Raw genomic sequence first — 22978 nt, 5'->3', positions numbered from 1 at the left:
TGAACACCGCGTTACAGCGGCGGTGTCCGATAGAAGCAGGTCAGCGGATCAGCAGGGACCCAGCCGGGCCACCGTTGAGCGGCGCGTTGAGCGTCTCCGCGAGCCGGGTCCGCGAACGGATCCCGAGCTTGCGGTAGACGTTCGACAGGTGCCACTCCACGGCCTTCACCGTGACGAACAGCTGCTGCGCGATCTCCCGGTTGGACAGCCCCGAGGCGGCCAGGTCGGCGACCCGCCGCTCGGAGACGGTCAGCTTGTTGACCCCGGGCATCTGTGCCGGCTGGACGTCCTGGCCGAGCCGGCTCAGCAGCCGGTGCACGCGATCCGCCAGGGGGTGCAGCTCCTGGTGGTTCGCGTGCGACTCCGCCTGCCGCAGCAGCCGGACCGCCTCGTCGGACCCCTGCCCGGGCGTCATCAGCACCATCATCCCGGCCAGGTCGGTCGCGATCTGTGCCTCGAGCCGCAGCGCACGGGTGCCCTTGAGCACGTCGAGCGCCTCCCGCAGCATGCCCATCCGGTCCCCGGTCGGGTCGACCGCGGCCAGCGTCCGCAACGCCAGGGCGACGGAGTACGGCGCCCCGAACTGCCGCGCCAGCCGCGCGTTCTCCCGGGCCAGCCCGACCGCCTCGTGGGCCCGCCCGAGCCGGATCAGCGCGAGCGCCTGCCCGGACCGCCACGGCAGGATCGCCGGGTTGTCCATCCGGTCCGCGACCAGGTGCCCGACCTCGGCGTACAGCGTCGCCGCCTGGTCGTGCTCCCCGTTGGCCTCGGCCAGGTCGGCCAGCGCCCACGCGGCGTACGCCCCGGTCATGCCGGGACTGTGCGCCACGGACTCGAGCTCGGTCCGGTGCTCGGCGGCGAGGTCGAGCTCACCCCGCGCGATCCGGCACTCGACGAGTCCTGCGAGCACCCCGGGCAGGTAGGCGTTCCAGCCCTGCGAGCGCTGCCCGAGGGCCGCCTCGAAGTCCTGGATCGCCTCGGTCACCATGCCCATGTAGACCCGCGAGAAGCCGCGCAGCGACGACGCGCTCGCGAACGACGAGGTCGCACCGCGACCCTGCGCCCGCTCGATCGCCTGGCTCAGCAGCCGCTCGCTCTCGTCGAACGCCGAGGTCCAGGTGAGCGCCCCGGCCGCCAGGTAGAGGCCGGTGCCCTCCGGGTTCTCGTCGTCGAGCAGCCGACCCTCCGCCGCGGCCCGCCGGGCGAGCTCACGGGCCCGGTCGGCGTCCTTCCCGGCGAAGCTGAGCAGAACCGACCCGGACGCCAGCGCCAGCCGGTCGTCGTACGTGTCGTCCGCCTCCGGCTGCTCCAGGATCCGGTCGACCTGCTCGCGCAGGTCGCTCGCGTGCGGACCGTCCAGCATCCCCGCGAGCACCATGCGCGCGGTGAGCCGCTGCCGGGCCGGGCAGGAGACCTGCTCGGCGTCGAGGAACGACGCGAACGCCGCCGCCGCCTCCTGGTGCCGACCGGCCATGACCAGCGCGTCGCCGACCTCGGCCTTGAGCATCGCCAGGTCGTTCGGCTCACCGGTCAGGTCCGCGGCCATGCCCCACACCACCAGGGCGGTGTCGATGTCGCCGGCCCGGGCGTGCGCGGTGGCCGCCGCCGAGAACAGCGGGATCTGCGCCTCCCCGACCGGTCCCTCCGCGATCGCGCGGTTGAAGTAGCGCACCGCGAGGTCGTGCTGCCCTGCCTTGAGTGCCGCCTTCCCCGCCTCGGCCAGCCGCTCGCGGTGGTCGTCGTCGGCACCCGGCAGCGTGTGCAGCAGGTGGTCGGCGACCACGGCCCGCGGCGCACCGCGCCGGATCAGGATGCGTACGGCGCGACCGTGCAGCTCGGCGGACTCGGCCGGCGTCATGTGCTCGAGCACGGCACTGGCGATGAGCGGGTGCTGAGCCTGGAGTCTCCCGTTCTCCAGGCTCAGCAGGTGCGCACCGACCAGGGCCGAGATGTCCCCGGCCACGACGTCGAGCTTCTGCTGGCTGAGCTCCGCGACCGTCCCGACCGCCGCCGCCCCGTCCAGCACGCACACGGCGCGGGCGGTGTCGGTGGCGGTCTCGGAGAGCCGTGCGAGCCGGCCGGCGATCGAGCCGACCACCAGGTCGGGCACGGTGTCGGCGTCCTCCAGCAGCTCCCGCACGAAGAACGGCACGCCCCCCGACATGCCGTGCACCCTCGTCGCGTCGTCCACCGAGGCGTCCGTGTCCACCTGCCGCAGCAGCGACAGCACGGCGTCCTCGGTGAGCGGTGACGGTGTCAGCACCGTGCCGCTCATCCGGACCCGGGCCAGCGCCTCCGCCGAGGTCACCGGCTCACCGGTGCGTACGGCGTACAGCAGCAGGCACGGCAGGTGCTGGATGGTGCTGATCAGCAGGTCGAGCACCTCGAGCGAGCCGACGTCGGCCCACTGGAGGTCGTCCACCACGATCAGCAGCGGCTGTTCCTGGGCGAGGTCCTCGAGCACCCAGCGGGCGCCGTACACGAGGTCGCCGACCCCGCGCTGGACATCGTCCGACAGCTCGCTCAGCACGTGTCCGGGACCGTCCAGGGGAGCGGCACCGTCGCGGTGCGCGATCACGCTGAGCCAGTCACGCAGGAGTGCGTAGCCGATGTTCGGAGTCATGGGTGTACACCGGGTGTCGATCACTCGCCACCCGGAACTGGCCGCCCGTTGCCGGGCATGACCTAGCAGCCTCGTCTTGCCTATGCCTGCCGGTCCTTCGATCGCGCACAGACCCCCCCGTCCCCCACTGGCGCGGGTCATGAGCCTCCCGAGAGTGGCGATCTCCGTGTCACGTTCAACTATCGGAGTCCCCACCATGTCAAAGAGGCTAAGCCGGGCTATGCCCCGGGCGAGTCGAATGTCCGGAATTAACCTGTTGGAGGTAGTCCGCCATGACCCGGACGGGCCATCACGGCCCCAGCCCGGGCTGAGACGCGGGACAACCCGTGTGACGTCCGGTGAAGGAGAGCAGCAATGCGGAGGATGGGGCTCCCCCAGTGGTCGGCGTCGGCGGACCGAACCGGCTGGGGCGGTCGGCTCGGGTGATGAGGTGCGGCGCAGCGGACAGCAGCGCGGTCGCCAGCGCCTCCGGGATCGGCTCCCCGGTGCCGGTCGCCTGGCCCACGTCCCAGCCGTGCACGGCGATCTCGAGGGCGCCCGCGTGCAGCAGGACCCGGCTCTCGATGCGGGCCGGTCCGAGCCGGGCCTCGGTGGCGTGCGGGTTCGACCAGGCGCCGAGCAGGTGGCAGGCCTTGTCGCGGAGCACGCCCACGCCGGCGGCTGAGACGACGGGGGCCGGCGCGATCGCGATCACACCGCGGCTGGCCTCGGTGAGTGCGTCGAGCGAGTCGGCCATGTGGGCGAGCAGGTCCGCCAGGCTCCACTGCGAGCACGGCGTGGGCCGGGTCAGGAGCTCGTCGCGGACGCCCGAGAGGGTGCCGCGGGTGTAGCCGATCGCGCGTTCGAGGAGCTCCACCGGGTCGGTGGAGGCGGTCATGGCCGCAGCGCCGCGACGTCGTCGTCGGTGAGGTGCGCGGGCAGCCCGAAGGTCTCGAACACCTCGCGCCCGAAGAACGCCACCACGTGCCGGACCCGGTCGCCGTCGACGTCGAGCACCTGCAGGTGGAACGGGTCGTAGCCGCCGGCGGGGTTGTGCATGTAGAGGCCGAACGCCGGCTGGCCGTTCGCGGTGGTGGCCAGCATCGGCATGTCGTGGGCACCGCCGGGGCACTGGGTGTCGATGAGGCGGCCGATGTTGGCGGCCCCGCGGTACCACCCGAGGTACGGCGGCATCTCCCAGACGGCGTCGGTCTTCAGCAGCCCGACGATGGCGTCGATGTCCTTGCGCCAGAAGGCCTCGACGTACGCGTCGAGCAGCTGCTTCTGGTGGGCGTCGAGGTCCTCCTCGACGGTCTCGGCGGTCGCGTGCACCTGCTCCATCTGGGCGTGCGCGCGCTGCAGCGCGGAGTTGACCGCGGCGGGCGTGGTCTCGAGCGCCTCGGCGACCTCCTTGGCCGACCAGCGGAGCACGTCGCGGAGGATGAGCACGGCGCGCTGCCGGGCCGGCAGGTGCTGGAGCGCGGCGATGAAGGCGAGCCGGATCGTGTCACGCTCGGCGACCACGACCGCGGCGTCGGGCACCGGCTCGAGCCACGGCACCTCGGTGTCCTGCTCGAGGGCGTCGCCGGCGAGGGAGTCGGCGGTGCCGAGCCCGGCCGGCAGCGGCCGGCGGTTGCGTCCCTCGAGGTTGGTCAGGCACACGTTGGTGGCGATGCGGTAGAGCCAGGTGCGCACCGACGAGCGGCCCTCGAAGCCGTGGAACGCGCGCCACGCGCGCAGGTAGGTCTCCTGGACCAGGTCCTCGGCCTCGTGGACCGACCCGGTCATGCGGTAGCAGTGCGCGAGCAGCTCCCGCCGGTAGGTGTTCGCGAGCTCCTGGAAGTCGCCCTCGCCCTCCGGGGTGCCGCCCGGGCCGGTCACCTGCTCGTTCGCCGTCGTGGTCACGTCTGCCTCCCTGGGTGCCAGTCTGCCTGTGGTGCGGACCAGCGGGAAGGGTGGAACTCATCGGTGGTCCCGACAGGCGTGTCGCCGGGCCGATGAGTTGTGCCGCGGCGAGCGGTCCTATCCGGTGAGCCGCCCGCGACGAGAGGACCGCCCGTGCACCGCATGATCTTCCCGAACCTGCCGGTCAAGGACGTGGCGGCCGCCCGGGCGTTCTGGACGCACCTGGGCTTCGACTTCAACGAGGAGTTCTGCAACGACCGGGCCGCGTGCCTGGTGATCAACGACCTGGCCAGCGTGATGCTGCTCCAGGAGGACTTCTTCCACGGCTTCCACCAGACCCAGCGACACACCGGGACGGAGGCGCTGATCTGCCTCACCGCGACCAGTCGCGACGACGTCGACCGGCTGTGCGACCGCGCCGGGGACGCGGGGGCGGAGGCGGCCGGGACCGTGGACGAGGGGCCGATGTACGGCGGGTCGTTCCGCGACCCCGACGGTCACCTCTGGGAGGTCCTGTGGATGGAGACCAGCTGAAGCGCCCGCTCGGCGGCCGGCTCGGCCAGCGCCCGGTCGGCGGGCACCAGCCCGATGCGGGTACGCCGGTCCAGCAGGTCGGCGACGTCCAGCGCGCCCTCGTGGGTCACCCCGAACACCAGCTCGGCGAGGGTGACGGGGACCCCGGGCGCGACCGGCGCCAGCAGCTCCGCGTCGTCGAGCCCGGTGACCGCCCGGGCGTCGGCCAGCACGAGCCCGGCCTCGGTGCCGTAGCGGCGTACCAGCCGGCCCGGCGCCTCGACCGCGGCCAGCTGGGCGCGTGACGCGGCGCCCAGCAGCGGCAGGGTGCGGGTGCGGCAGCGGCCGGGGGCGAGGCCGGTGGCGTCGACGGCGTCCTCGGCCATCCGGCGGTACGTCGTGAGCTTGCCGCCGACGACCGTCACCACCCCCGTCGGGGAGGTGAGCACCGCGTGACGCCGGGACAGGTCGGCGGTGGCGCCGTCGCTGTCGAGCAGCGGCCGGAGCCCGGCGTACGCCCCGACCACGTCGGCGCGGCGCAGCGGCCGGTCGAACGCCGCGGCGACCACGTCGAGCAGGAAGCCGATCTCGCTGTCGGTGGGCTGCGGCACGTCCGGCACCGGCCCGTCGACCGGCTCGTCGGTGAGCCCCACGTAGACGGTGCCGTCGGGCTGGGGGAGCAGGAACACGAAGCGGTTGGCCGCGCCCGGCACCGGCACCATCACCGCGGTGGTCAGCCCGGGCAGGGTGGACGCGCGCAGCACGAGGTGGGTGCCGCGGCTGGGCCGGAGCGGGACGTCGACGAGGTCGCCCGCCCAGACGCCGGTCGCGTTGACCACGGCGCGGGCGGCGATGGTGCGGGTCTCGCCGGTGGTGGTGTCGCGCAGCGTCGCCGAGGTCCCGGTGGCCTCCACCACGCGCACCCGGGTGCGGACGTCGGCGCCGTGCGCCACCGCCGTGCGAGCGAGGCAGGTGACCAGTCGCGCGTCGTCCTCGAGCTGTCCGTCCCACGAGAGCAGGCCGCCGCGGAGGCCGGCGGAGCGCAGGCCGGGGGCCAGCGCCAGCACCTCGGTGCGGCTGATCCGGCGGGGGTGGGGGAGCGTGCCGGGAGAGGTGCCCGCGGAGCGACGGAGCAGGTCTCCGGCGACCAGACCGGAGCGCGCGATGGCGGCCTGGCCGCGGGTCACCGTCGACATCAGGGGGATCAGCATCGGCAGCGGGTGGGTGAGGTGCGGGGCGGTGACGTCCATCAGGATGCCCCGCTCGACGGCGCTCTCGTGGGCCACGCCGAGCTGCAGCTTCGCGAGGTAGCGCAGGCCGCCGTGCACGAGCTTGGACGACCAGCGGGAGGTGCCGAACGCGAGGTCGTGGGCGTCGACCGCGACCACGTCGAGCCCGCGGCTGGCGCCGTCCAGCGCGACGCCCGCGCCGGTGACGCCGAGCCCGACCACGAGGAGGTCGGTGCGCTCGGGGAGACCGGCCAGGCCGCTGCCGACCCGGGCGTCGGCTCCGTCCGGGACCGGCGGGCTCATGGTGCGAGCCCTCGGGCGAGGAACCGGCCGAGCTCGTCGTCGAGCTCGGCCTCGGTGAGCCCGCCGTCGGCCATGGTGTGGGCGGACAGCGCGAACCCGTGGGCGGCGAGGAGGACGGTGCGGGCCAGCAGCACCGGGTCGCCGGCACGGAGGCGACCCTGGTCCTGGCCGGCCGTGACCCGGGCGGCGAGGGCGTCGAGGATCAGGTCCTGGCTCCGGCCGCGGCGGTCGAGGAGGTAGGGAACGACCAGCTCGGGATCGACGTCGAGGATCCGCCGGAACAGCGGGTTCGCGCGCAGCGCGCGGACCGCGGCGACCACGCCGGTCGCGATCCGGTCCGGGTCGACGTCCTCGCCCTCCGGGACCGCGGTCGCGACGCCCGCCCACTCGCGGGTCATCAGGTCGGCGAGCAGCGTCTGCATGTCCGGCCAGGCGCGGTAGATCGTCATCCGGGAGACGCCGGCCCGCCGCGCGACGTCGGTGAGGGTGGTGCGCTTCCAGCCCACGTCCAGGATGCAGTCGCGGGCGGCGTCCAGGTAACCGTTGTGACGATCTGACGTCATGTGTCACACTGTAACACGTGAGCACCGAGATGCACCCGACCCGCTGGGGCGACCCGGCCGCCGTCGCGCCGCTGCCCGAGACCACCCGCGGCCTGGTCGAGCTGGCCTTCGGCATCCACGAGTCGCCGGCCGTCGAGGAGGTCACGCTGCCCCCGGTCGGCCTCCCCGGCGCGGTGCTCGACGAGCTCCGGTCGCTGCTCGGCGACGACCACGTGCACACCGACGACGCCACCCGCCGCCTGCGCACCCGCGGCAAGTCCACCCCCGACCTGCTGCGCGCCCGGGCCGGCGACCTGGCCGACGCCCCCGACGCGGTGGTCCGCCCGGCCACCCACGACGAGGTGGCGGCGGTCCTCGACGTCGCGGTCCGGCACCACGTCGCCGTGGTCCCGTTCGGCGGCGGCACCTCGGTCACCGGCGGCCTGGTCGCCCGTCGCGAGGGGTACGCCGGGGTGCTCAGCCTCGACCTCGTGCGGATGAAGGGCATCCGCGACGTCGACCCGGTCTCGATGACCGCGGTGCTCGAGCCCGGCCTGCGCGGGCCGGAGGCCGAGGCGCTGCTGGCCGGGCACGGGATGACGCTCGGCCACTACCCCCAGTCGTTCGAGTACGCCAGCATCGGCGGCTTCGCGGCCACCCGCTCCAGCGGCCAGTCCAGCGCCGGGTACGGCCGCTTCGACTCCCTCGTCGTCGGCCTCACGGTGGCCACCCCGGCCGGCACCCTCGAGCTCGGCTCCGCCCCCGCCACCGCCGCCGGCCCCGACCTCCGCCAGCTGCTGCTCGGCTCCGAGGGCGCCTTCGGCGTGATCACCGCGGTCCGGGTTCGCGTCCGCGCCCTGCCAGCCGAGAAGGTGTACGACGCCTGGCACTTCGCCTCGTTCGACCAGGGCGCCACCGCGATGCGCACCCTCGCCCAGTCCGGCCTGATGCCCACCGTGCTCCGGCTCTCCGACGAGACCGAGACCGCGCTCAACCTGGCCAGCCACTCCGACGTCGGCGGCGAGAGCACCGGCGGCTGCGCCATGATCGTCGGCCACGAGGGCGCCTCGGTCGCCGTGAAGCGGGCTGCGGTCGCGGCGGTGCTGACCGAGCTGGGCGGCACCGACCTCGGGGAGGAGCGCGGCCGGGCCTGGGCCGCCGGCCGCTTCCACGCGCCGTACCTCCGCGACGCGATGCTCGACGTCGGCGTCCTCGTCGAGACCCTCGAGACCGCGACGTTCTGGTCGAACGTCGACCGGGTGTACGCCGCGGTCCGCGACGCGCTGACCGGCGCGCTCGGCGAGAAGGCGCTGGTGCTCTGCCACATCTCGCACGTCTACGAGACCGGCTGCTCGCTCTACTTCACCGTCGCCGCCCCCGAGGCCGACGACCCGCTCGCCCAGTGGCTGGCCGCCAAGGCCGCCGCCAGCGACGCGATGACCGGCGCCGGGGCCACCATCACCCACCACCACGCCGTCGGCACCGACCACAGGCCGTGGCTCTCCCGCGAGATCGGCGAGGTCGGCGTCGGCATCCTGCGCGCGGTCAAGGCCGAGCTCGACCCGACCGGCGTGCTCAATCCCGGGGTGCTGGTCCCGTGAGGCCCGACCACGTCCCCGACCGTCCGGCGCCGGCCAGGACCACGCGGTCGTACTCGTTCCTGGTCAACCCGCTGTCCGGCGGCGGCGCCGCCCCGGGCACCGTGGTCCCGGTCGCGCGGGCGCTGCGCGACGCGGGGGCGACGGTCGAGGTGACCTACTCGCCCGGCCCGCTGGCCACGCTCGACCTGGTCCGCGACGCCGTCGCGCGCGGCGACGTCGTGGTCTCCGTCGGCGGCGACGGGATGCTGTCGTCGGTGGCCGGTGAGGTGGCCGCCCGGGGCGGCACGCTCGGACTGGTCCCGGCCGGGCGGGGCAACGACTTCGCCCGGATGCTCGGCGTGCCGACCGACCCGACGGCCGTCGCGGAGGTGCTGCTGACCGCCGCGCCCAGCCCGGTCGACCTGCTCGCGGTGGACCTGGCCGACGGGTCGACGCGCGTCGTCGCCGGGTCGGCGTACGCCGGCGTGGACGCGCGGGCCGCCGACCTGGTCGACCGCGCGCACCGGCTGCCGCGCCGCCTGCAGTACCCCTACGCCGCGGTCCGCGCGCTCGCCACGTTCACCCCCGCGACGTACGCGCTCAGCCTGGACGGCGTCGCGCACGAGGTGCGCGCCGCGACCGTGGTCGTCGCGAACTCCGGCTACTACGGCTCCGGCATGCACATCGCCCCGGACGCCTCCGTCACCGACGGGCTGCTCGACGTGGTGGTGATCGCCGCGGCCGGCCGGCTCGACCTGATCCGCTCGCTGCCCAAGGTGTACGACGGCTCCCACGTCGCCCTGCCCGAGGTCACCGTGCACCGGGCCCGCGAGGTCCGGATGGAGGTGGTCGCCGGCGAGGTCCCCGTCGGCGCCGACGGCGAACCCCTCACCGTGCTCGCCCCGGGCACCCCGCTCACGGCCCACGTCGTCCCTCACGCGCTCCGCGTCCTGCGCTGAGCGCGCCGACGGTCGCCCTCCTTGCGGTCGTGCCGCCCGAACAGGCGACAATGGGTGCACGGCCGTCACACGGGATTGGCGAGCCGGATGCCAGGGAAGGTGGGGAATGAGTCGACAGGAGGCGGACCCGCTGCAGCGGTTCCTGGCCAATGTTTCGGGACCTGTCATGGTCGTGCATGACCTGGCGTCTGCCGACGCCGTGCCATCACTCGCTGACGACGTCGTCCGCTGGCGAGAGGGCGAGCCACCACCGACCGAGGCGACACGGTGGGGCGGTGTCCTCGTGTGTGTCGCCGACACGGCGTCCCTGCGACGTCTCTTGTCCGGGATGCCGCGCGTCGGCCCGGCGCGAGCTTTCGCATTTCGCCTGCGCGAGGCGACCGCTCCGGTACTTCCCACGATCAGACCTGAATGGCCCGCCCTGGCGTCGGTTCAGGCGCGGCGGATCGATGAGGGATCCCTGACCGTCCTGCGCTTCGTCAAGGCCGCCCCCGTCGCGGCAGTGCTGGCCCAGGTGGCCCACGACGCCGTACCGGGAAGGTCCAGCGGCAACGGTGGCCTGTTCGTGGGCACGACGTGTGGTGCCCCCATTCCGGCCGACCCCTCCCTGGGCCACTACGCAGAGCCGACGGCTGCGGTCGACCCGGAGTTGCAGGTGCCTCCGGACGTCGTTCTCTCAGACCGTCCCGTCACGCTCGCGGAGCACGAGGTCATAGCTCGGGCGCCGACGGTCGTCACGGACCTGGACCAGCTCGTCGGTCCGATCGACGAGCGGGTGCTCTGTCCGACCGGATTCGTCCAGCGCGGAACCGAAGGCCAGGTCGACCTGACGGTCGGGTTCGACGGCCGGATCCGCCTCAGCGGGGCGGGCCTCGACCTCGCGGTCGACGTTCGACGAGGCGCCACGCCGCGCATGATCGCGCAGCTCCGCCCGGTCCGGGCGGTGACCGTCCGCTGGCCACGCACCGGGTCCCAGGGACTCGCCCGTGTCGTGGCTGGGCTGGCCAGCGCCGGCATCCCTCTGGTCGCCGATCGAAGGGTCGAGAGGAGCCCACGGAGCCTGGGACCGCAGCTTCGGGCAGCGCTCGGACAGTCCGTGGACATCTCCACGGACCTGCGTCGCGAAGAGCACAGCATCCGGTTGCGACGAGCTGCCCTCGCCGAGCACTCGACGCTGGCGTGGCGGACCAGGCTGGCATCACGCGCCGGTGTCCCCTTCCGGCCGCAGCCCCGGACGTCCGTCTTGCTGGCGACCATGCGGCCGGGCAAGCTTGCCTTCGCGCTCAGGCAGTTCGGCCGGCAGCGAGGCGTGGACGCAGAGCTGGTCCTGGTGACCCACGGCTTCACGGCCGATGAGAGCCGGGTGCGCGACGTGATCGGTGACCGACCGGCCACCTTGGTCCCCAAGCCTCGCGAGGCGATGTTCGGCGACGTGCTCAACGCTGGAGTCGATGCAGCCGCTGGAGACGTCATCGTGAAGATGGACGACGACGACTGGTACGGCCCCGACTTCCTCAGCGACCTGCTGTGGGCACGCCACTACTCAGGCGCGGACGTCACGGGAATGCCAGCGGAGTTCGTGTACCTCGAGGGTTCCGACCGGACAATCCGGCGGACGGACGAGTCCGAGCGCCATGCCAAGTTCATCGCTGGTGGCACCATGCTCCTGCCGCGTGGCCTGTTGAGGGAGCTCGGCGGCTTCCGGAAGGTCCGGCGTTCGGTGGATGCCAACCTGTTGGCGGCACTGCAGGCCGCGCGCAGCCAGGTATACCGAACGCAGGGCCTGGGCTACGTGCTGCACCGATCGCCGGGCGGACACACCTGGGACCCGGGAGACGCCTATTTCCTGGACGCTGACCGATTGGGCGAGACCTGGGAGGGCTTCACCCCCAGTCGGCTGATGGAGCACGAACCCACCGAGACGACGCCGGACGGCTGCTGATGCGATGGCGACGCGAGTCCCGGAAGCCATGCGTCTTCCGCCAGCCCGCCATCCGCGCGAACGACTGGACGACGCTCGACGTGCCTCGGCTGGGGGGGTGGGAGCCGAGCCTGTCTGTCTCGGTCGTCGTCCCCGCCCACCAGCCGCGGCACCTGGCCCTGGTCCTGGCCGGACTTGCCGCCCAGTCGTACCCGACGGAGCTGCTCGAGGTGGTCGTCGTCGACGACGGCTCCGTCCCACCGATCGAGCTGCCGGAGATCCGCCCGGCGCGCACCAGGGTGGTGCGCCCGCGCGAGGGGTGGGGGCCGGCTGTCGCGCGGCAGGTCGGTGCCGAGGCAAGTGACGGGGCGGTTCTCCACTGGCTGGACGCGGACATGGTGCCGCATCGGCACCAGGTCGAGGCGCAGCTTCGCTGGCACCATGCAGTGGACTACGCGGTCGTCCTCGGTCACAAGGTCTTCGTCGATGGCGATGCCTTCTCGGGCGTGGAACCGGTCGTGCTGCGCGACACCGTCCTGGCGGGCTCCGCGCCCGAGGACCTCGCGCGTGGCGGTGTCGTTCTTCCGCACACCTGGATCGAGGCGATCATGGAGGCCACCGACTCCCTCGCCGCAGCGGGACCGCGTGCCATGCGCGTGCATGTCGGAGCGAGCGGGTCGGTGGGTCGCGACCTGTTCCGTGAGTCCGGTGGCTTCCCGACGGATCTCATCACCGGCGAGGACATCGTGCTCGGCTACCGGCTGCGCGAAGTGGGTGGGGTCTTCATCCCGGACGCGGAGGCCCGAAGCGTGCACGTCGGTGCGTCTGCCGTGATGCGCGTCGAGGCTGATGTCAATCGCTACAACAAGCCGTTCATCACGGACCTGGTGCCCGAGTTCCGCGGCTACCGTTCGGCCGTTCCGCGGACGTACGCCGTGCCGTACCTCGAGGTCGTGCTCGACGTGACCGACGTCGCCTACGAGACCGCCCGCCTCGCCGCCGACGCCGTCCTCGCCTCCACCGTCCCCGACCTGGTAGTAGCCCTCGTCGGACCCTGGGACGAGCTTTCTGACGAGCGTCGGTCAGTCCTCGACGAGGCCCTCCTCGACCTCCGCCTCCTCCGCGCGGCGTACACGAGCGATTCGAGGGTCGCGTTGGTGGACAACCCTTCCGAGCGCTCTCGAGCGAGCTTCCGGCTGTCCCTTCCCGGGCTCGACGAGGTCCCTTCAGGCAGATCCCTCGAGACTCTGCTGTTCACCATGGATGACGAGCACCTCGGTCTCGTCGTGGTGGATCTCTCCAAGGGAGGCCGGGCCCGCCTCGAGCGCACCGGCGCCGTCGCCCGCGCTCGTCGCCTTGTCGATGCGCAGCCCGACCCAGCCGACCTCGAGGCGGCCCTGGAGGCCGTCTACCCGACCCGCAGTTACGACGCCGCCACGGCGGGGTTCGTGCCACTAGCGGAGGCCCGGCAGCCCAAGCGTGTCAGGGGTCTCAAGCCCTGGCGGACAAAGGCGTGACTCGGGTCAGCGCCCGATCCCCCGGAACTCCCAGCCCGCCTCGCGCCAAGCAATGTCGTCCAGTTTGTTTCGTCCATCGATGACAACCCGCCTGGCCACCACGTCTCCGACCTTGTCGGGGTCGAGCTCTCGATACTCCGGCCATTCTGTGAGGTGGAGAACCAGGTCGGCATCGCGGCACGCGTCCAGCGGGTCGGAGGCGTATTTCAAAGTGGGGAACCGGCGTCGAGCCGTGTCGATCGCTTCGGGATCGTGAACGCACACCTCAGCGCCAGCAAGGTAGAGCTGACCGGCGATCCACAGTGCCGGCGAGTCTCGCACGTCGTCGCTGTGCGGCTTGAATGCGGCACCAAGAACGGTGACACGCGGCTGGTGGACTTGTGCGAGAGCCGACTTTGCCATGTCCAGCACGCGCTGGCGCTGCCGCTGGTTGATCGCGTCCACCTCACGAAGGAAGCTCATCGCGTCCTCGACGCCGAGCTCACCGGCCCGATGCACGAACGCGCGGATGTCCTTGGGCAGGCATCCGCCTCCGAAACCGACGCCGGCGTTGAGGAACGATCGACCGATCCGCTCGTCGTGGCCGAGGGCGTCCGCCAGTGCGCGCACGTCTGCGCCCGCGGCTTCGCAGACCTCGGCAATGGCGTTGATGAACGAGATCTTCGTGGCGAGGAAGGCGTTCGCAGCCCCCTTGACGAGCTCGGCGGTGGGGAAGTCCGTCACCACGACCGGGCAGCCGTCAGCGATTGGACCGGCATAGATCCGTCGCAGCAGGTCCTCCGCTGCGGGTGACGCGACCCCGAAGACCAAGCGGTCCGGCCTGAGGGAGTCATCCACGGCCCGACCCTCACGGAGGAATTCGGGATTCCATGCGAGGGCAACGTTCGGCACGGGTGCCATATCCAGCACCCGCTGGGCCAGCGCTTCGGCCGTCCCCACCGGGACGGTGCACTTGCCCACGATCAGCGCACCCGGCCGCAGCCGCGGGGCCAGGGATGAGATCGCGGACTCGATCTGGGTCAGGTCGGCACCGAGCCCGGACTCCTGCTGCGGGGTGCCTACGCACAGGAAGTGCACGACTGCGAACTCAGCGGCCTCTTGGTACGAGTCAGTGAAGCGCAGTGATCCGTTCGCCGTGTGCTTGCTCAGCAGTTGCTCGAGACCGGGCTCGTAGAACGGCAGGTGGCCCTCCTGGAGGCGGTGCCGCCGCTGCGGATCGATCTCCACCGCGAGCACCTCGTGACCCATCTCAGCAAGACACGCAGCATGGGTGGTTCCGAGGTAGCCGCAGCCGATGACGGTGACACGCATGAACGAAACCTCGCTGGACTACAGGCGCTCGACGTCGGACGATCCCACGACGCCGCGCGTGTCGAGCATGAGCGGGCTGACCGCGGCAATCGCCGAGGTGTCGTACTCTCGGTGGTTCACCAGGAGCACGACGATGTCGGCCTCGCCGGCACCCGTCAGCACGTCGTCGACGCGGGCAGCCTGCTTGACCGACCAGTCGGAAACGTACGGGTCGTGGTAGCTCAGCACAGCGCCGAGCGCGAGAAGCTTCTTGGCCACGTCCAGCGCGGGAGACTCCCGCTCGTCGGCGATGTCAGCCTTGTACGTGACTCCGAGCAGCAGCACCTTGCTGCCGTACGTCGACTTGCCCGCGCGGTTGAGCTGATCCTGCACGCGTCGGGCGACGTACGTTGGCATGAGCTCATTGATCTCCTGCGCGAGCTCGATCATACGGAAGCCGCGTCCGAGCTGGGTGCGGACCCGGTGGCTCAGGTAGCTGGGGTCGATCGGGATGCAGTGGCCGCCGACGCCTGGACCGGGGTAGAACGCCTGGAAACCGAACGGCTTCGTAGCAGCCAGGTCGATGACGTCCCAGAGATCGACGTCGAGGTCGTGGAATGCCTGGGCCATCTCGTTCATCAGCGCGATGTTGACGTGGCGGTAGGTGTTCTCGAGCAGCTTGGCCGCCTCTGCCTCCCTGGTTCCCTTTGCGTGGACAACGCTGTCGACGACGAGGCCGTAGAACTCGGCGATGCGCTCCCGGCTGGCCGGGTCGTCGGCGCCGACAATCTTGGGAGTGTTGACCAAGCCGTAGGTCGCGTTGCCCGGGTCGATCCGCTCGGGGGAGTAGCCGAGCTGGAAGTCGACGCCGGCAGTGAGGCCGGACTCGCGCTCGAGGATCGGGCGGACCATCTCGTCGGTGGTGCCCGGGTAGGTGGTCGACTCGAGCACGACTAGGCAGCCGGGCTTCAGGTGCTGTCCGACCGAGGCCGACGCGGCCAGCACGGCGCCGAGATCGGGTCCGCCGTCCGGCGACAGAGGCGTGGGGACGCAGATGACGACCACGTCCGCCTCGGCAACGACGGAGGTGTCCGTGGTCGCGCGGAAGCCTCGACCCAGCGCGGCCTCGACGTCCTGGTCCGACAGGTCGTCGACATGGGAGCGGCCGGCGTTGAGTTCGGCGACCACCATGTCGTCGAGGTCGAGGCCTGTGACCTTGATTCCCACTTCGGCGGCCCGATGGACCAGCGGGAGACCGACGTACCCGAGTCCGACGACGATCACGTGCATTGAGTTCCTCCAGAGTTGCTGGCGAAGCCGAGGGCCCCTCTTGCGCCGCGACTGGCAGAGTTTGCCACAATCTCGCGAGATCCAAGCAATCCACGCCTACCAGAAGGCTGCTCATGAACCCTCCGGTTGTCCACGTCACGGGCGCACGGCCGAACTTCCCCAAGGCGGCTCCCATCATCGCGGGGCTCGAGGACCTCGGCGTCGACCAGTTGCTGGTGCACACCGGGCAGCACTACGACGACCGCATGTCGGACGTGTTCTTCCGTCAACTGGGCCTCCCTGCCCCGGACGTCAACCTCGGGGTCGGGTCGGGAAGCCATGCGCGCCAAACTGGCGCGATCATGGCCGGGCTCGAGGACTGCTTCAACGAGACCGAGCCGGCTGCCGTCATCGTCTACGGCGACGTCAACTCGACCGTGGCCGCTTCGCTGGTCGCGTCAAAGATGCACATCCCACTCGTACACGTGGAAGCGGGTCTCCGCTCCTTCGATATGTCGATGCCGGAGGAGGTGAACCGGCTCGTCACCGACCGCCTAAGCGACTTGCTGCTGGTGACCAGCCCCGACGCGATCGCTCACCTCGCCCACGAGGGTGTCCCGGCCGATCGCATCCACTTCGTCGGAAACCCGATGATCGACACGTTGCTGCGCCTGCTCCCTGACGTACCGACCCGTCCGTCGGTCGGGTTTGACCTGCCGGACCTGTTCGTGGCCGCCACCCTGCACCGGCCCGGAAATGTCGATAACCTCGAATCGTTGCTCCGCGTGCGTGACGCGATGCACCGCACAGCCGACCTTGCGCCAGTGGTGATCCCAGTGCATCCTCGCGGCCGCGCTGTGATGGAGGAGAACGCCTTCTTCGACCACCCCGAGATCTACCCTGTCGATCCGCTCGCCTACCTGGACTTTGTCTCCCTCATGCGCGCCAGTGCTTGTGTAGTGACGGACTCCGGTGGCGTTCAGGAAGAAACCACGGTGCTCGGAGTACCCTGCCTGACGTTGCGACCCAACACGGAACGGCCGATCACCATCACCCATGGGACGAACGTGCTGACCACCCCTGAGCGGCTGGCTGACGATGTCTGTGAAGCGCTGGCGCCCCATGAGGGCACTGGCGATTCGCCCATCCCGCCGCTGTGGGACGGTCAGGCAGGTGCCCGAGCCGCGGCTCTCATTGCCCGCATTTCCCGGGAGTAGTGAGACCGGGCTTCAGGGAGCGCCACGAGCGAACAGCGCGCGGACCAAGCGGCGGACGCCTTGGGCATCTCGTGAAGTCTGCCTTTCGAGTTCGCCGCGCAGCCGGGCGACTTCCGCCTCGGCAGCAGCCAACCGTCGGGTGAGTCGCTGGACGCGCACCCGCAATCGGTCCGGGTCAACAGATGCACCAGTCACCGCCCGTACCTCGGAATTCTCGGCCCACCTCTCGCTGGCGCGACGATCTCGGGCGGCATCGACAAAGGCGTCGAAACTGGACGCACCGACCCTGGGGTGTTCGCCATCGACCCACCAGTGTGGATCCCCTGCAGCAGTTGTGAAGGCCAGCGCGCAGACCGGGCCAGCAGCCCACAGGCCGAGAAGGCGGTGCCTTGGGGTCGGCGGGCAGTTGTCCATGACTTCCAGCGACTTCGCGTAGCCCACCCCAGTCAACTCGATTAGCACGGCAGGACTGACCGACAGCCTCTCTCGGACTCGTGGGTCTGCACCTGCGGCGATATAGATGACACCGAGGTGCCTGCCCACCCTTCCCGCAGCAGACAGTGCGGAGGCCGTGTCCAGGTCCTCGACGTGCTCGAACCTGGCCACCAGCCCGTTCAGTGGCATGGGGTCGACCACGCCGACCAGTCCGATCGAGGCAGCGCGATCATGGGGCCCTTCGTGGTGCAAGACGCGTCGCTCCTAGGATGGGTCCGTGCGATTCAGTCATTCGGAGACTATCCAACGGTGCCTGCATGGCCAGTGACGGTGCCTGGCCGGCGATATCAGTCGTCATCGCCACCTGGCGTGAGGGCGAGATGCTCCGCGCAGCCCTTGAATCGCTGACGGCTCAGACCCTCGATCACGCGAAGTTCGAAGTTGTCGTCGCCGCTAACGGGCCGTCTGACCGCGCCGACCTGCTGGTGGCGGGTTTCGCGGACGCTCATCCCCACCTGCACGTTCGGCTGGTTCGAAGGCTGGCACCTGGTGCGGCTGCCGCCAGGAACTGGGGTGTGGCAGCGGCCCGAGGTGACTTCATCGCATTCCTGGACGACGATGATCGACTCGCCCCCCACTACCTCGAGAGTCTATTGGCCCGGGTCGAGGAGGGCGTCGTTCCCTTGGGCTACGTCATCGACGTGGCCGTCGGTGACGGCGACCCGTCACCGACCGACATCACGGACAACTACATCAATCGAGCCATGCTGCCCCATGAAGGGCAGGTAGTCCCGGCCGAGCGGCTGCCCGAAGCGTTGAGCGCCTCGCACGGCAAGCTGGTGCCCCGCACCTTGGCGACAACCTTCCCCTTTCGGCACGACCTGAGGTCCTCCGAGGACGTCGTCTTCTGGGCGGGGATCTTCGCAGCGACTGAGTTCCATGTCTCGGTCCCGGCTGCTGACGAGGGGTGCACATACTTCCGTGGACTCACCGCGGACGGGCTCTCACGTGGAGGTGACCCGTTCCAGCGTGATGTGCGTGAACGCCTGTTCGCGGCCAAAGCGCTCTCCGAGCTTCGACCAGCGGCTGACGTGGGCAGGGCGTTCGTGCGCCAGAAGCTCCGGATGCAGGCTCACGTCGTCCGCAAGTACATCGACGAGCGACCGTCCGAGCGCCCAGCGGTGATGCGTGAGATCAGAGAACGGGACATTCCGACCTTTCCCTACACGATCCTGAATCACGGCCACGCGCAGGACCTCGCCGTTCTCTATGCCTTTCCGCCCTTTCAGGACACCAGCGCCATGGTGGCCGCGCGTCGGATCCGCGAGCGCGGCGAGGTGGTCGACGTCGTGAGCAACAACCTCGACAAGATCCGACCACTTGACACCCGGTCGCTCGCCGTGAGCGCGGAGTTCGTCGACCAACACATCCAGCTCAACGTAGGTCAAGCGTTCTCGAACTGGATCATCATGGAACGCTTCGCCTCCGCTGCCGCACAGCGCGTCGTGGCGTTGGAGAACCGTAAGGCGCACGGTTACCGCTCCGTCTACAGCCGGGCCGCTTGGGCTCCGTCACACGTGGCGGCCGCCCTGTTGAAGGCGCGGCGCCCTGAGCTGCGCTGGATCGCCGAGCTCTCGGATCCACTCCTCATGAACGTGCATGGACAGCAGCGCCCTGACCAGTGCCGGCCCGGGAAAGCCTGGAACGAGCTCAGCGCGGCCCTGCGGGATGCTGGGTATGGCGAGCCTGCCTCTATGAACGCCTGGGAGTGGATCGAGTGGCTGACCTACGCGCTCGCTGACCAGGTGGTCTTCACGAACGAGAACCAGCGGACATACATGCTGGATTACTGCACCTCGCGCGATCTTGCGCGTCGGGCGCGCGAACGGTCGGTCGTGCACCACCAGCCCGTGCCAGAGGCGGCGGACTACCACCGGGTCCGAACCGCGTACGAGCTCGACGTCGACGTGGCGAACATCGGATACTTCGGCGTCTTCTATGCCAACCGCGGTGCGGAGGAACTCCTCGGCGCGCTCGAAGCGATCGGACCCGACCTGCGTACGCGGATTCGCATCCACATCTTCACCGATAGGCCGAGGGAACTGTGGCAGCAGGTGGCCGGCCGTGCCGTGGCCGACACCCTGGTCGTGAATCCGATGATCCCCTACTTCGAGTTCCTCAACCTGACCACGCGGCTTGACGTCCTGTTCGTGCAAGACGCGCAGACTGCCTCCACGCATCCCCTCAACCCATACCTCCCGTCTAAGATATCGGACTACCTGGGGAGCGGGACGCCGATCTGGGCGGTGGTGGAGCCGGGAAGCGTCCTCAGTTCGATCGCTACGCGCTACCAGTCTGAGCTGGGGAACCGTGAGGAGGCGAAGCGTGTCTTGCGAAGCATCGTCAAAGATCTTTCACGTTGACACAGGAGTCTGGACCAGTCACCGCACCTCGTTCAAAGCGGCCACCGAGTCGACGGTCACGCGGTAGGTACCCTGCCCGTCGTGGTATGGGGTGGGTCCCCAACGGGTCGGGATCGGCGGCGAAGAGCCACGCGACCTGGCGAACCGCGATGACGAATCGGCTGCTGATGAGGCTGAGAACCCGTCAAGTAGCACTGCGACGCCGCGGCGAAGGGCCGCGATGCCGTGTTGGTGTCCCAAGGGCTCGATGCGCGGGAGTATGGCCGCGCTGAGGTTGCGCCGCATACGCGCTGAAGACCTAAGGGATTGCCGCGAAATCGACCCCCAGCAGGCTCTCCTTCTCGTCGTTGAAGGCCGCTTGTGAAAGAGGAGCGGGCCGCTTAGTCCACGCTCCCGGGCGCCCGGGGAGCGCAGACACGTCCCGACTACCGCAGTTGCCATAGAAACTCAGGATCGGTGGGCAGTGGATCCGGACGGGCGCCGGGTTCATCCGAGGAACTGAGCGAGGCGGCTCTGGCTCTTGGAGATCGACGTCCACGTCACGCGGCAGAGAGGAGAACGCCTCCACCGACGAGCGCCTGACGTCGGCCATGCTGGTGAGCAGTGTGACGGTCCACTCTCGGGGAGGTACCGCGTGGCCCGTCACGTACTGCTCTACGAGTGCCACGTGTCCGTCTGGGTTCATGTACGGGCGCTGTCTCGAAGGTCGTAGTCGCGTGCCTCCTAAAGGCATCAGGTGCACCCGAACGTGCCAGTCCGTCGAGTTCTGAACGTCAACGATCGACGTGCCGGGGAGAGAGGCTCGAGTATGAAGCCGATTCCGGAAGAGCCAGGCGTTCCTCCGCCCTCGCGATGGCCTCGGGAGTTCCGCCAAAGTCCGTCTCGCCAAGTCCTGATGCGTCGAGGGACGCATGCACGTGAGGAACAGCGTGCTTGACGATGTTCGTCTTAGCCTGAATCCACCGATGTGGGTCCTGTGTTCGGCATCGGGGTGCTGAATCGTGGTCGTGGCCGCTTGGTGTCGGGTGAGTGCGCGACGGGTCGGCCGGTCTGTCCGGCTTCTCCGATGTCATTGGTCGTGGAGGCGGCGGGGCAAGACCTCAGGTTGGTGGGTCGGGTAGCGCGTAGTCGTCGCAGCGCGGCGATGAACTGCTCGGGCCCAGGGCCATCGCCGGGGTAGCCGCAGCACGAGGCGGCGTCCGGTGCGCACCAGACGGCCGGCGACGGCGTAGACGCGGCGGCGGATCTTCTTGGTCATCACGTGTCCCAGTCCAGGCCCGAGTCGAGCGGTCCAGCGGGTGAGGTTGTGAGCGATGGTGTTCAGCACCAGCCAGGCGGCGTTCCCGCCGAAGCTCTTGGTCGGGAAGTGGCTCATGGCCAGGTCGTGCTTGAGGTTGCGGATGGTCAGCTCGACCTCGGCGTGACGACGGTGGTCGGCCTCCAGGCCGACCAGGTCCCCGGTTCGGTCGGTGATCAACGGGTGGTAGTCGAAGACCGGGAACAAGGGATCTTGGCCACGGTTGTGCGCCATGGCTTCGGTCGGGGGCGTGCGTCGCACGATCAGTCGCACTGGCACCACGTCGGTGCGATGGTGACCGCGGGTGTCCTGGGTGAACGGTGTCCGGGAGATCTCGGCGACACCGGCGCCGGGCAGGAAGTAGTCGATCGGCCGCCAGTCCTGTTCGGGGATCGCCTCGATCACGGACCGCAGTCGCCCGAACATCCGGGCGGTGACCGAGAACCGGACGTCCGCGGCGCGGCAGGTCGCGATGACGTCATGGTGGTAGAACCCGGAGTCGGCACGCAGCACGATCTGGCCGGCCGCACCCGCGCCGCGGAGCCGGCTGATGGTCTCGGTGATGACGATCGGCGGCCGCGGTCGCGTCGTTCGAGCGGCCCCGCCGCAGCCGCGAGTGCGCAACGTCGCCGGTGCCGGCAATCACCGCGACCAGCGGGTGGTAGCCGCGCCGGCCGGTACGCATCACCTCCCGCGCCCCGTCCTTGCCCGCCCGTACGTCTCACACAGCGTGGAATCGATGTCGATGGTCACCGAGTCGGCGAAGCCCGGATGTGCCCCGGCCGCGACTGCACGGGCGAGCAGCTCCCGGGTCACCGCGTCGAGCTGGCGGGCGTGGCCGAACCTGAAGGCCCGCAGAAATGACCCCACCGTCGAGGGCGCCGCGACCCGGTGCCCCAGCACGCCCTGAGCCGAGCCCGCCCGCAACGCGTCGATATCGTCTATGCGGTCCCCACCGGCCAGCATCGAGTGGATCACCGTCAGGCACTTCTCATCCGGATGCGCCCCCACGCTCCCGGGCACCGAGAGACGCTCGCGAAGCAATTCAGCTAGGCCCAACCGCTGCCCCAGCGCGGCCGCAACCAGCAGCCCGTCATCAGACACACCGTTCTCATCATCAGCACGAACATCGAAACGGCCCAGCGTGCAACACTTCGTCACCAAGAGGGTGCTCCTCGAGTTCTGCCTGATCTCGTGTGTGATAACCGTGATCGTGCAGGTCAGGAGCACCCTCTTGCTCAAGACCCGCCGCTACCGGGGCATCTGAGCGGTGGATTCAGGCTTAGGCGTCCACGCGAAAGCACGGGCTTTCGGGCCGAGTAGGGACAAATGAGGAGAGCAGCGAAGGCGCAACCGGAACCTCCGTGAGCAACAGCTCGCGCCCGGGTGCATGCGCCACCCAATCCAGAAGCCCCGCAACTGTCTGAAGCTGATTGGTGGAGTTGCCCGCGTACCACCCCCGCGAGGTCGTAGGGGTCGACATTGACGATCGGATCGGAGAGGGCTACCAGTGGCAGGCCCGCGCAGCCGTCAGGGCATCACTTGATAAGTCCGGCGGGGCCGTCCCCTCGCGATGGGGTATCCCGCCACTGAAGAAGACGGGGATTGCCTGCTGCGGATCCGCCACCGCTGTCAGCTTGCGAATAAAGACGTCCAGATGGCCACCGTCGGCCAGATCCATGACGTCAAGGAAGTCCACAAGAGATGTCTGTTGCGTGAACGTCTCGATGTTCCCCCAGGACTGCCTGGGCACCGTGAACCGTGTGTAGTCCAATCGAGTCACGCCGGTCGCGCCTCGCACTCTCATCCTAGACGGTATGGAGTGATCGCTCGGGGCTTGATGCTGCGAGTGGTTGCAGGCCGGGGCCTCGCTGACACAGATTCGTGGGTTGCCGAGCAGATTCCCTGCCTGGCCTATCCGACATGTGTCCTTGGGAGGCCCCGGTGTTTACCGAGCGTACGAGTGTGGGGCTCGA

15 protein-coding genes and 1 pseudogene are annotated in these 22978 nt (G+C 70.1%); 7 read left to right on the top strand and 9 right to left on the bottom strand.

Going from position 1 to position 22978, the window contains the following annotated elements; translation table 11 throughout:
• Positions 1–40: 40 nt before the first annotated feature.
• The 3 genes from EKO23_RS17545 to EKO23_RS17535 all read right to left on the bottom strand — a co-directional run bounded on the left by EKO23_RS17545 (position 41) and on the right by EKO23_RS17535 (position 4507).
• A complete protein-coding gene (locus tag EKO23_RS17545; RefSeq protein WP_134719426.1) occupies positions 41–2821 on the bottom strand; it encodes a LuxR family transcriptional regulator in 2781 nt (926 codons plus the stop codon).
• A gap of 91 nt (positions 2822–2912) precedes the next feature.
• The gene (locus EKO23_RS17540; protein WP_134719425.1) at positions 2913–3500 is read right to left on the bottom strand and encodes a TIGR03086 family metal-binding protein; all 588 of its coding nucleotides are present in this window, start codon (positions 3498–3500) and stop codon (positions 2913–2915) included.
• Positions 3497–4507: a sigma-70 family RNA polymerase sigma factor gene (locus EKO23_RS17535; protein WP_246051157.1), complete on the bottom strand. Its 1011-nt coding sequence runs from the start codon at positions 4505–4507 to the stop codon at positions 3497–3499. The genes EKO23_RS17540 and EKO23_RS17535 overlap by 4 nt, the downstream gene beginning before the upstream one ends.
• 162 nt (positions 4508–4669) lie before the next feature.
• On the opposite strand from EKO23_RS17535, the gene EKO23_RS17530 reads away from it, so the two are divergent.
• Complete coding sequence (locus tag EKO23_RS17530) at positions 4670–5041, top strand: VOC family protein (RefSeq protein ID WP_246051164.1); 372 nt, start codon at positions 4670–4672, stop codon at positions 5039–5041.
• Here EKO23_RS17530 and EKO23_RS17525 read toward each other — a convergent pair.
• Both EKO23_RS17525 and EKO23_RS17520 read right to left on the bottom strand, forming a co-directional pair.
• Positions 5005–6552: a glycerol-3-phosphate dehydrogenase/oxidase gene (locus EKO23_RS17525; RefSeq protein ID WP_134719423.1), complete on the bottom strand. Its 1548-nt coding sequence runs from the start codon at positions 6550–6552 to the stop codon at positions 5005–5007. The two genes, EKO23_RS17530 and EKO23_RS17525, sit on opposite strands and share 37 nt — an antisense overlap.
• The gene (locus EKO23_RS17520) at positions 6549–7115 is read right to left on the bottom strand and encodes a TetR/AcrR family transcriptional regulator (RefSeq protein WP_134719422.1); all 567 of its coding nucleotides are present in this window, start codon (positions 7113–7115) and stop codon (positions 6549–6551) included. Before EKO23_RS17520 ends, EKO23_RS17525 begins: the two co-directional genes overlap by 4 nt.
• Positions 7116–7132: 17 nt before the next feature.
• Between EKO23_RS17520 and EKO23_RS17515 the strand changes: the two genes are divergently transcribed.
• From EKO23_RS17515 to EKO23_RS17500, 4 genes are all read left to right on the top strand, one after another.
• Positions 7133–8695: an FAD-binding oxidoreductase gene (locus EKO23_RS17515; protein WP_246051156.1), complete on the top strand. Its 1563-nt coding sequence runs from the start codon at positions 7133–7135 to the stop codon at positions 8693–8695.
• Positions 8692–9633 carry a diacylglycerol/lipid kinase family protein gene (locus EKO23_RS17510; RefSeq protein ID WP_134719421.1) on the top strand — a complete coding sequence of 314 codons (942 nt, stop codon included), beginning with the start codon at positions 8692–8694 and terminating at the stop codon, positions 9631–9633. The genes EKO23_RS17515 and EKO23_RS17510 overlap by 4 nt, the downstream gene beginning before the upstream one ends.
• Before the next feature lie 1096 nt (positions 9634–10729).
• A complete protein-coding gene (locus EKO23_RS25385; protein WP_167880535.1) occupies positions 10730–11575 on the top strand; it encodes a glycosyltransferase family A protein in 846 nt (281 codons plus the stop codon).
• Between the two features lie 80 nt (positions 11576–11655).
• Positions 11656–13071, top strand: a complete 1416-nt coding sequence (locus EKO23_RS17500; RefSeq protein ID WP_167880534.1) for a glycosyltransferase — start codon at positions 11656–11658, stop codon at positions 13069–13071.
• Positions 13072–13077: 6 nt separating this feature from the next.
• On the opposite strand, the gene EKO23_RS17495 is transcribed toward EKO23_RS17500, so the two are convergent.
• Positions 13078–14382 carry a UDP-glucose dehydrogenase family protein gene (locus EKO23_RS17495; protein ID WP_134719418.1) on the bottom strand — a complete coding sequence of 435 codons (1305 nt, stop codon included), beginning with the start codon at positions 14380–14382 and terminating at the stop codon, positions 13078–13080.
• Between the two features lie 18 nt (positions 14383–14400).
• Positions 14401–15645, bottom strand: a complete 1245-nt coding sequence (locus tag EKO23_RS17490) for a nucleotide sugar dehydrogenase (RefSeq protein ID WP_217702678.1) — start codon at positions 15643–15645, stop codon at positions 14401–14403.
• A gap of 119 nt (positions 15646–15764) precedes the next feature.
• Here EKO23_RS17490 and wecB point away from each other — a divergent pair, with 119 nt between their 5' ends.
• Positions 15765–16847, top strand: a complete 1083-nt coding sequence (gene wecB, locus EKO23_RS17485; RefSeq protein ID WP_134719416.1) for a non-hydrolyzing UDP-N-acetylglucosamine 2-epimerase — start codon at positions 15765–15767, stop codon at positions 16845–16847.
• A gap of 12 nt (positions 16848–16859) precedes the next feature.
• Here wecB and EKO23_RS17480 read toward each other — a convergent pair whose 3' ends face one another.
• Positions 16860–17483: a hypothetical protein gene (locus tag EKO23_RS17480; protein ID WP_167880533.1), complete on the bottom strand. Its 624-nt coding sequence runs from the start codon at positions 17481–17483 to the stop codon at positions 16860–16862.
• Between the two features lie 116 nt (positions 17484–17599).
• Between EKO23_RS17480 and EKO23_RS17475 the strand changes: the two genes are divergently transcribed.
• The gene (locus EKO23_RS17475) at positions 17600–19705 is read left to right on the top strand and encodes a glycosyltransferase (RefSeq protein ID WP_167880532.1); all 2106 of its coding nucleotides are present in this window, start codon (positions 17600–17602) and stop codon (positions 19703–19705) included.
• A 1069-nt stretch (positions 19706–20774) separates the two neighbouring features.
• Here EKO23_RS17475 and EKO23_RS17470 read toward each other — a convergent pair.
• Positions 20775–22106 (bottom strand): annotated as a pseudogene (locus EKO23_RS17470) (IS1380 family transposase).
• Between the last annotated feature and the right edge of the window lie 872 nt (positions 22107–22978).

Origin of the sequence: Nocardioides guangzhouensis (assembly GCF_004519545.1) — a bacterium.
In the GTDB taxonomy this organism is placed as follows: domain Bacteria; phylum Actinomycetota; class Actinomycetes; order Propionibacteriales; family Nocardioidaceae; genus Nocardioides; species Nocardioides guangzhouensis.
This window is presented reverse-complemented; position numbering and strand designations above follow the sequence as displayed.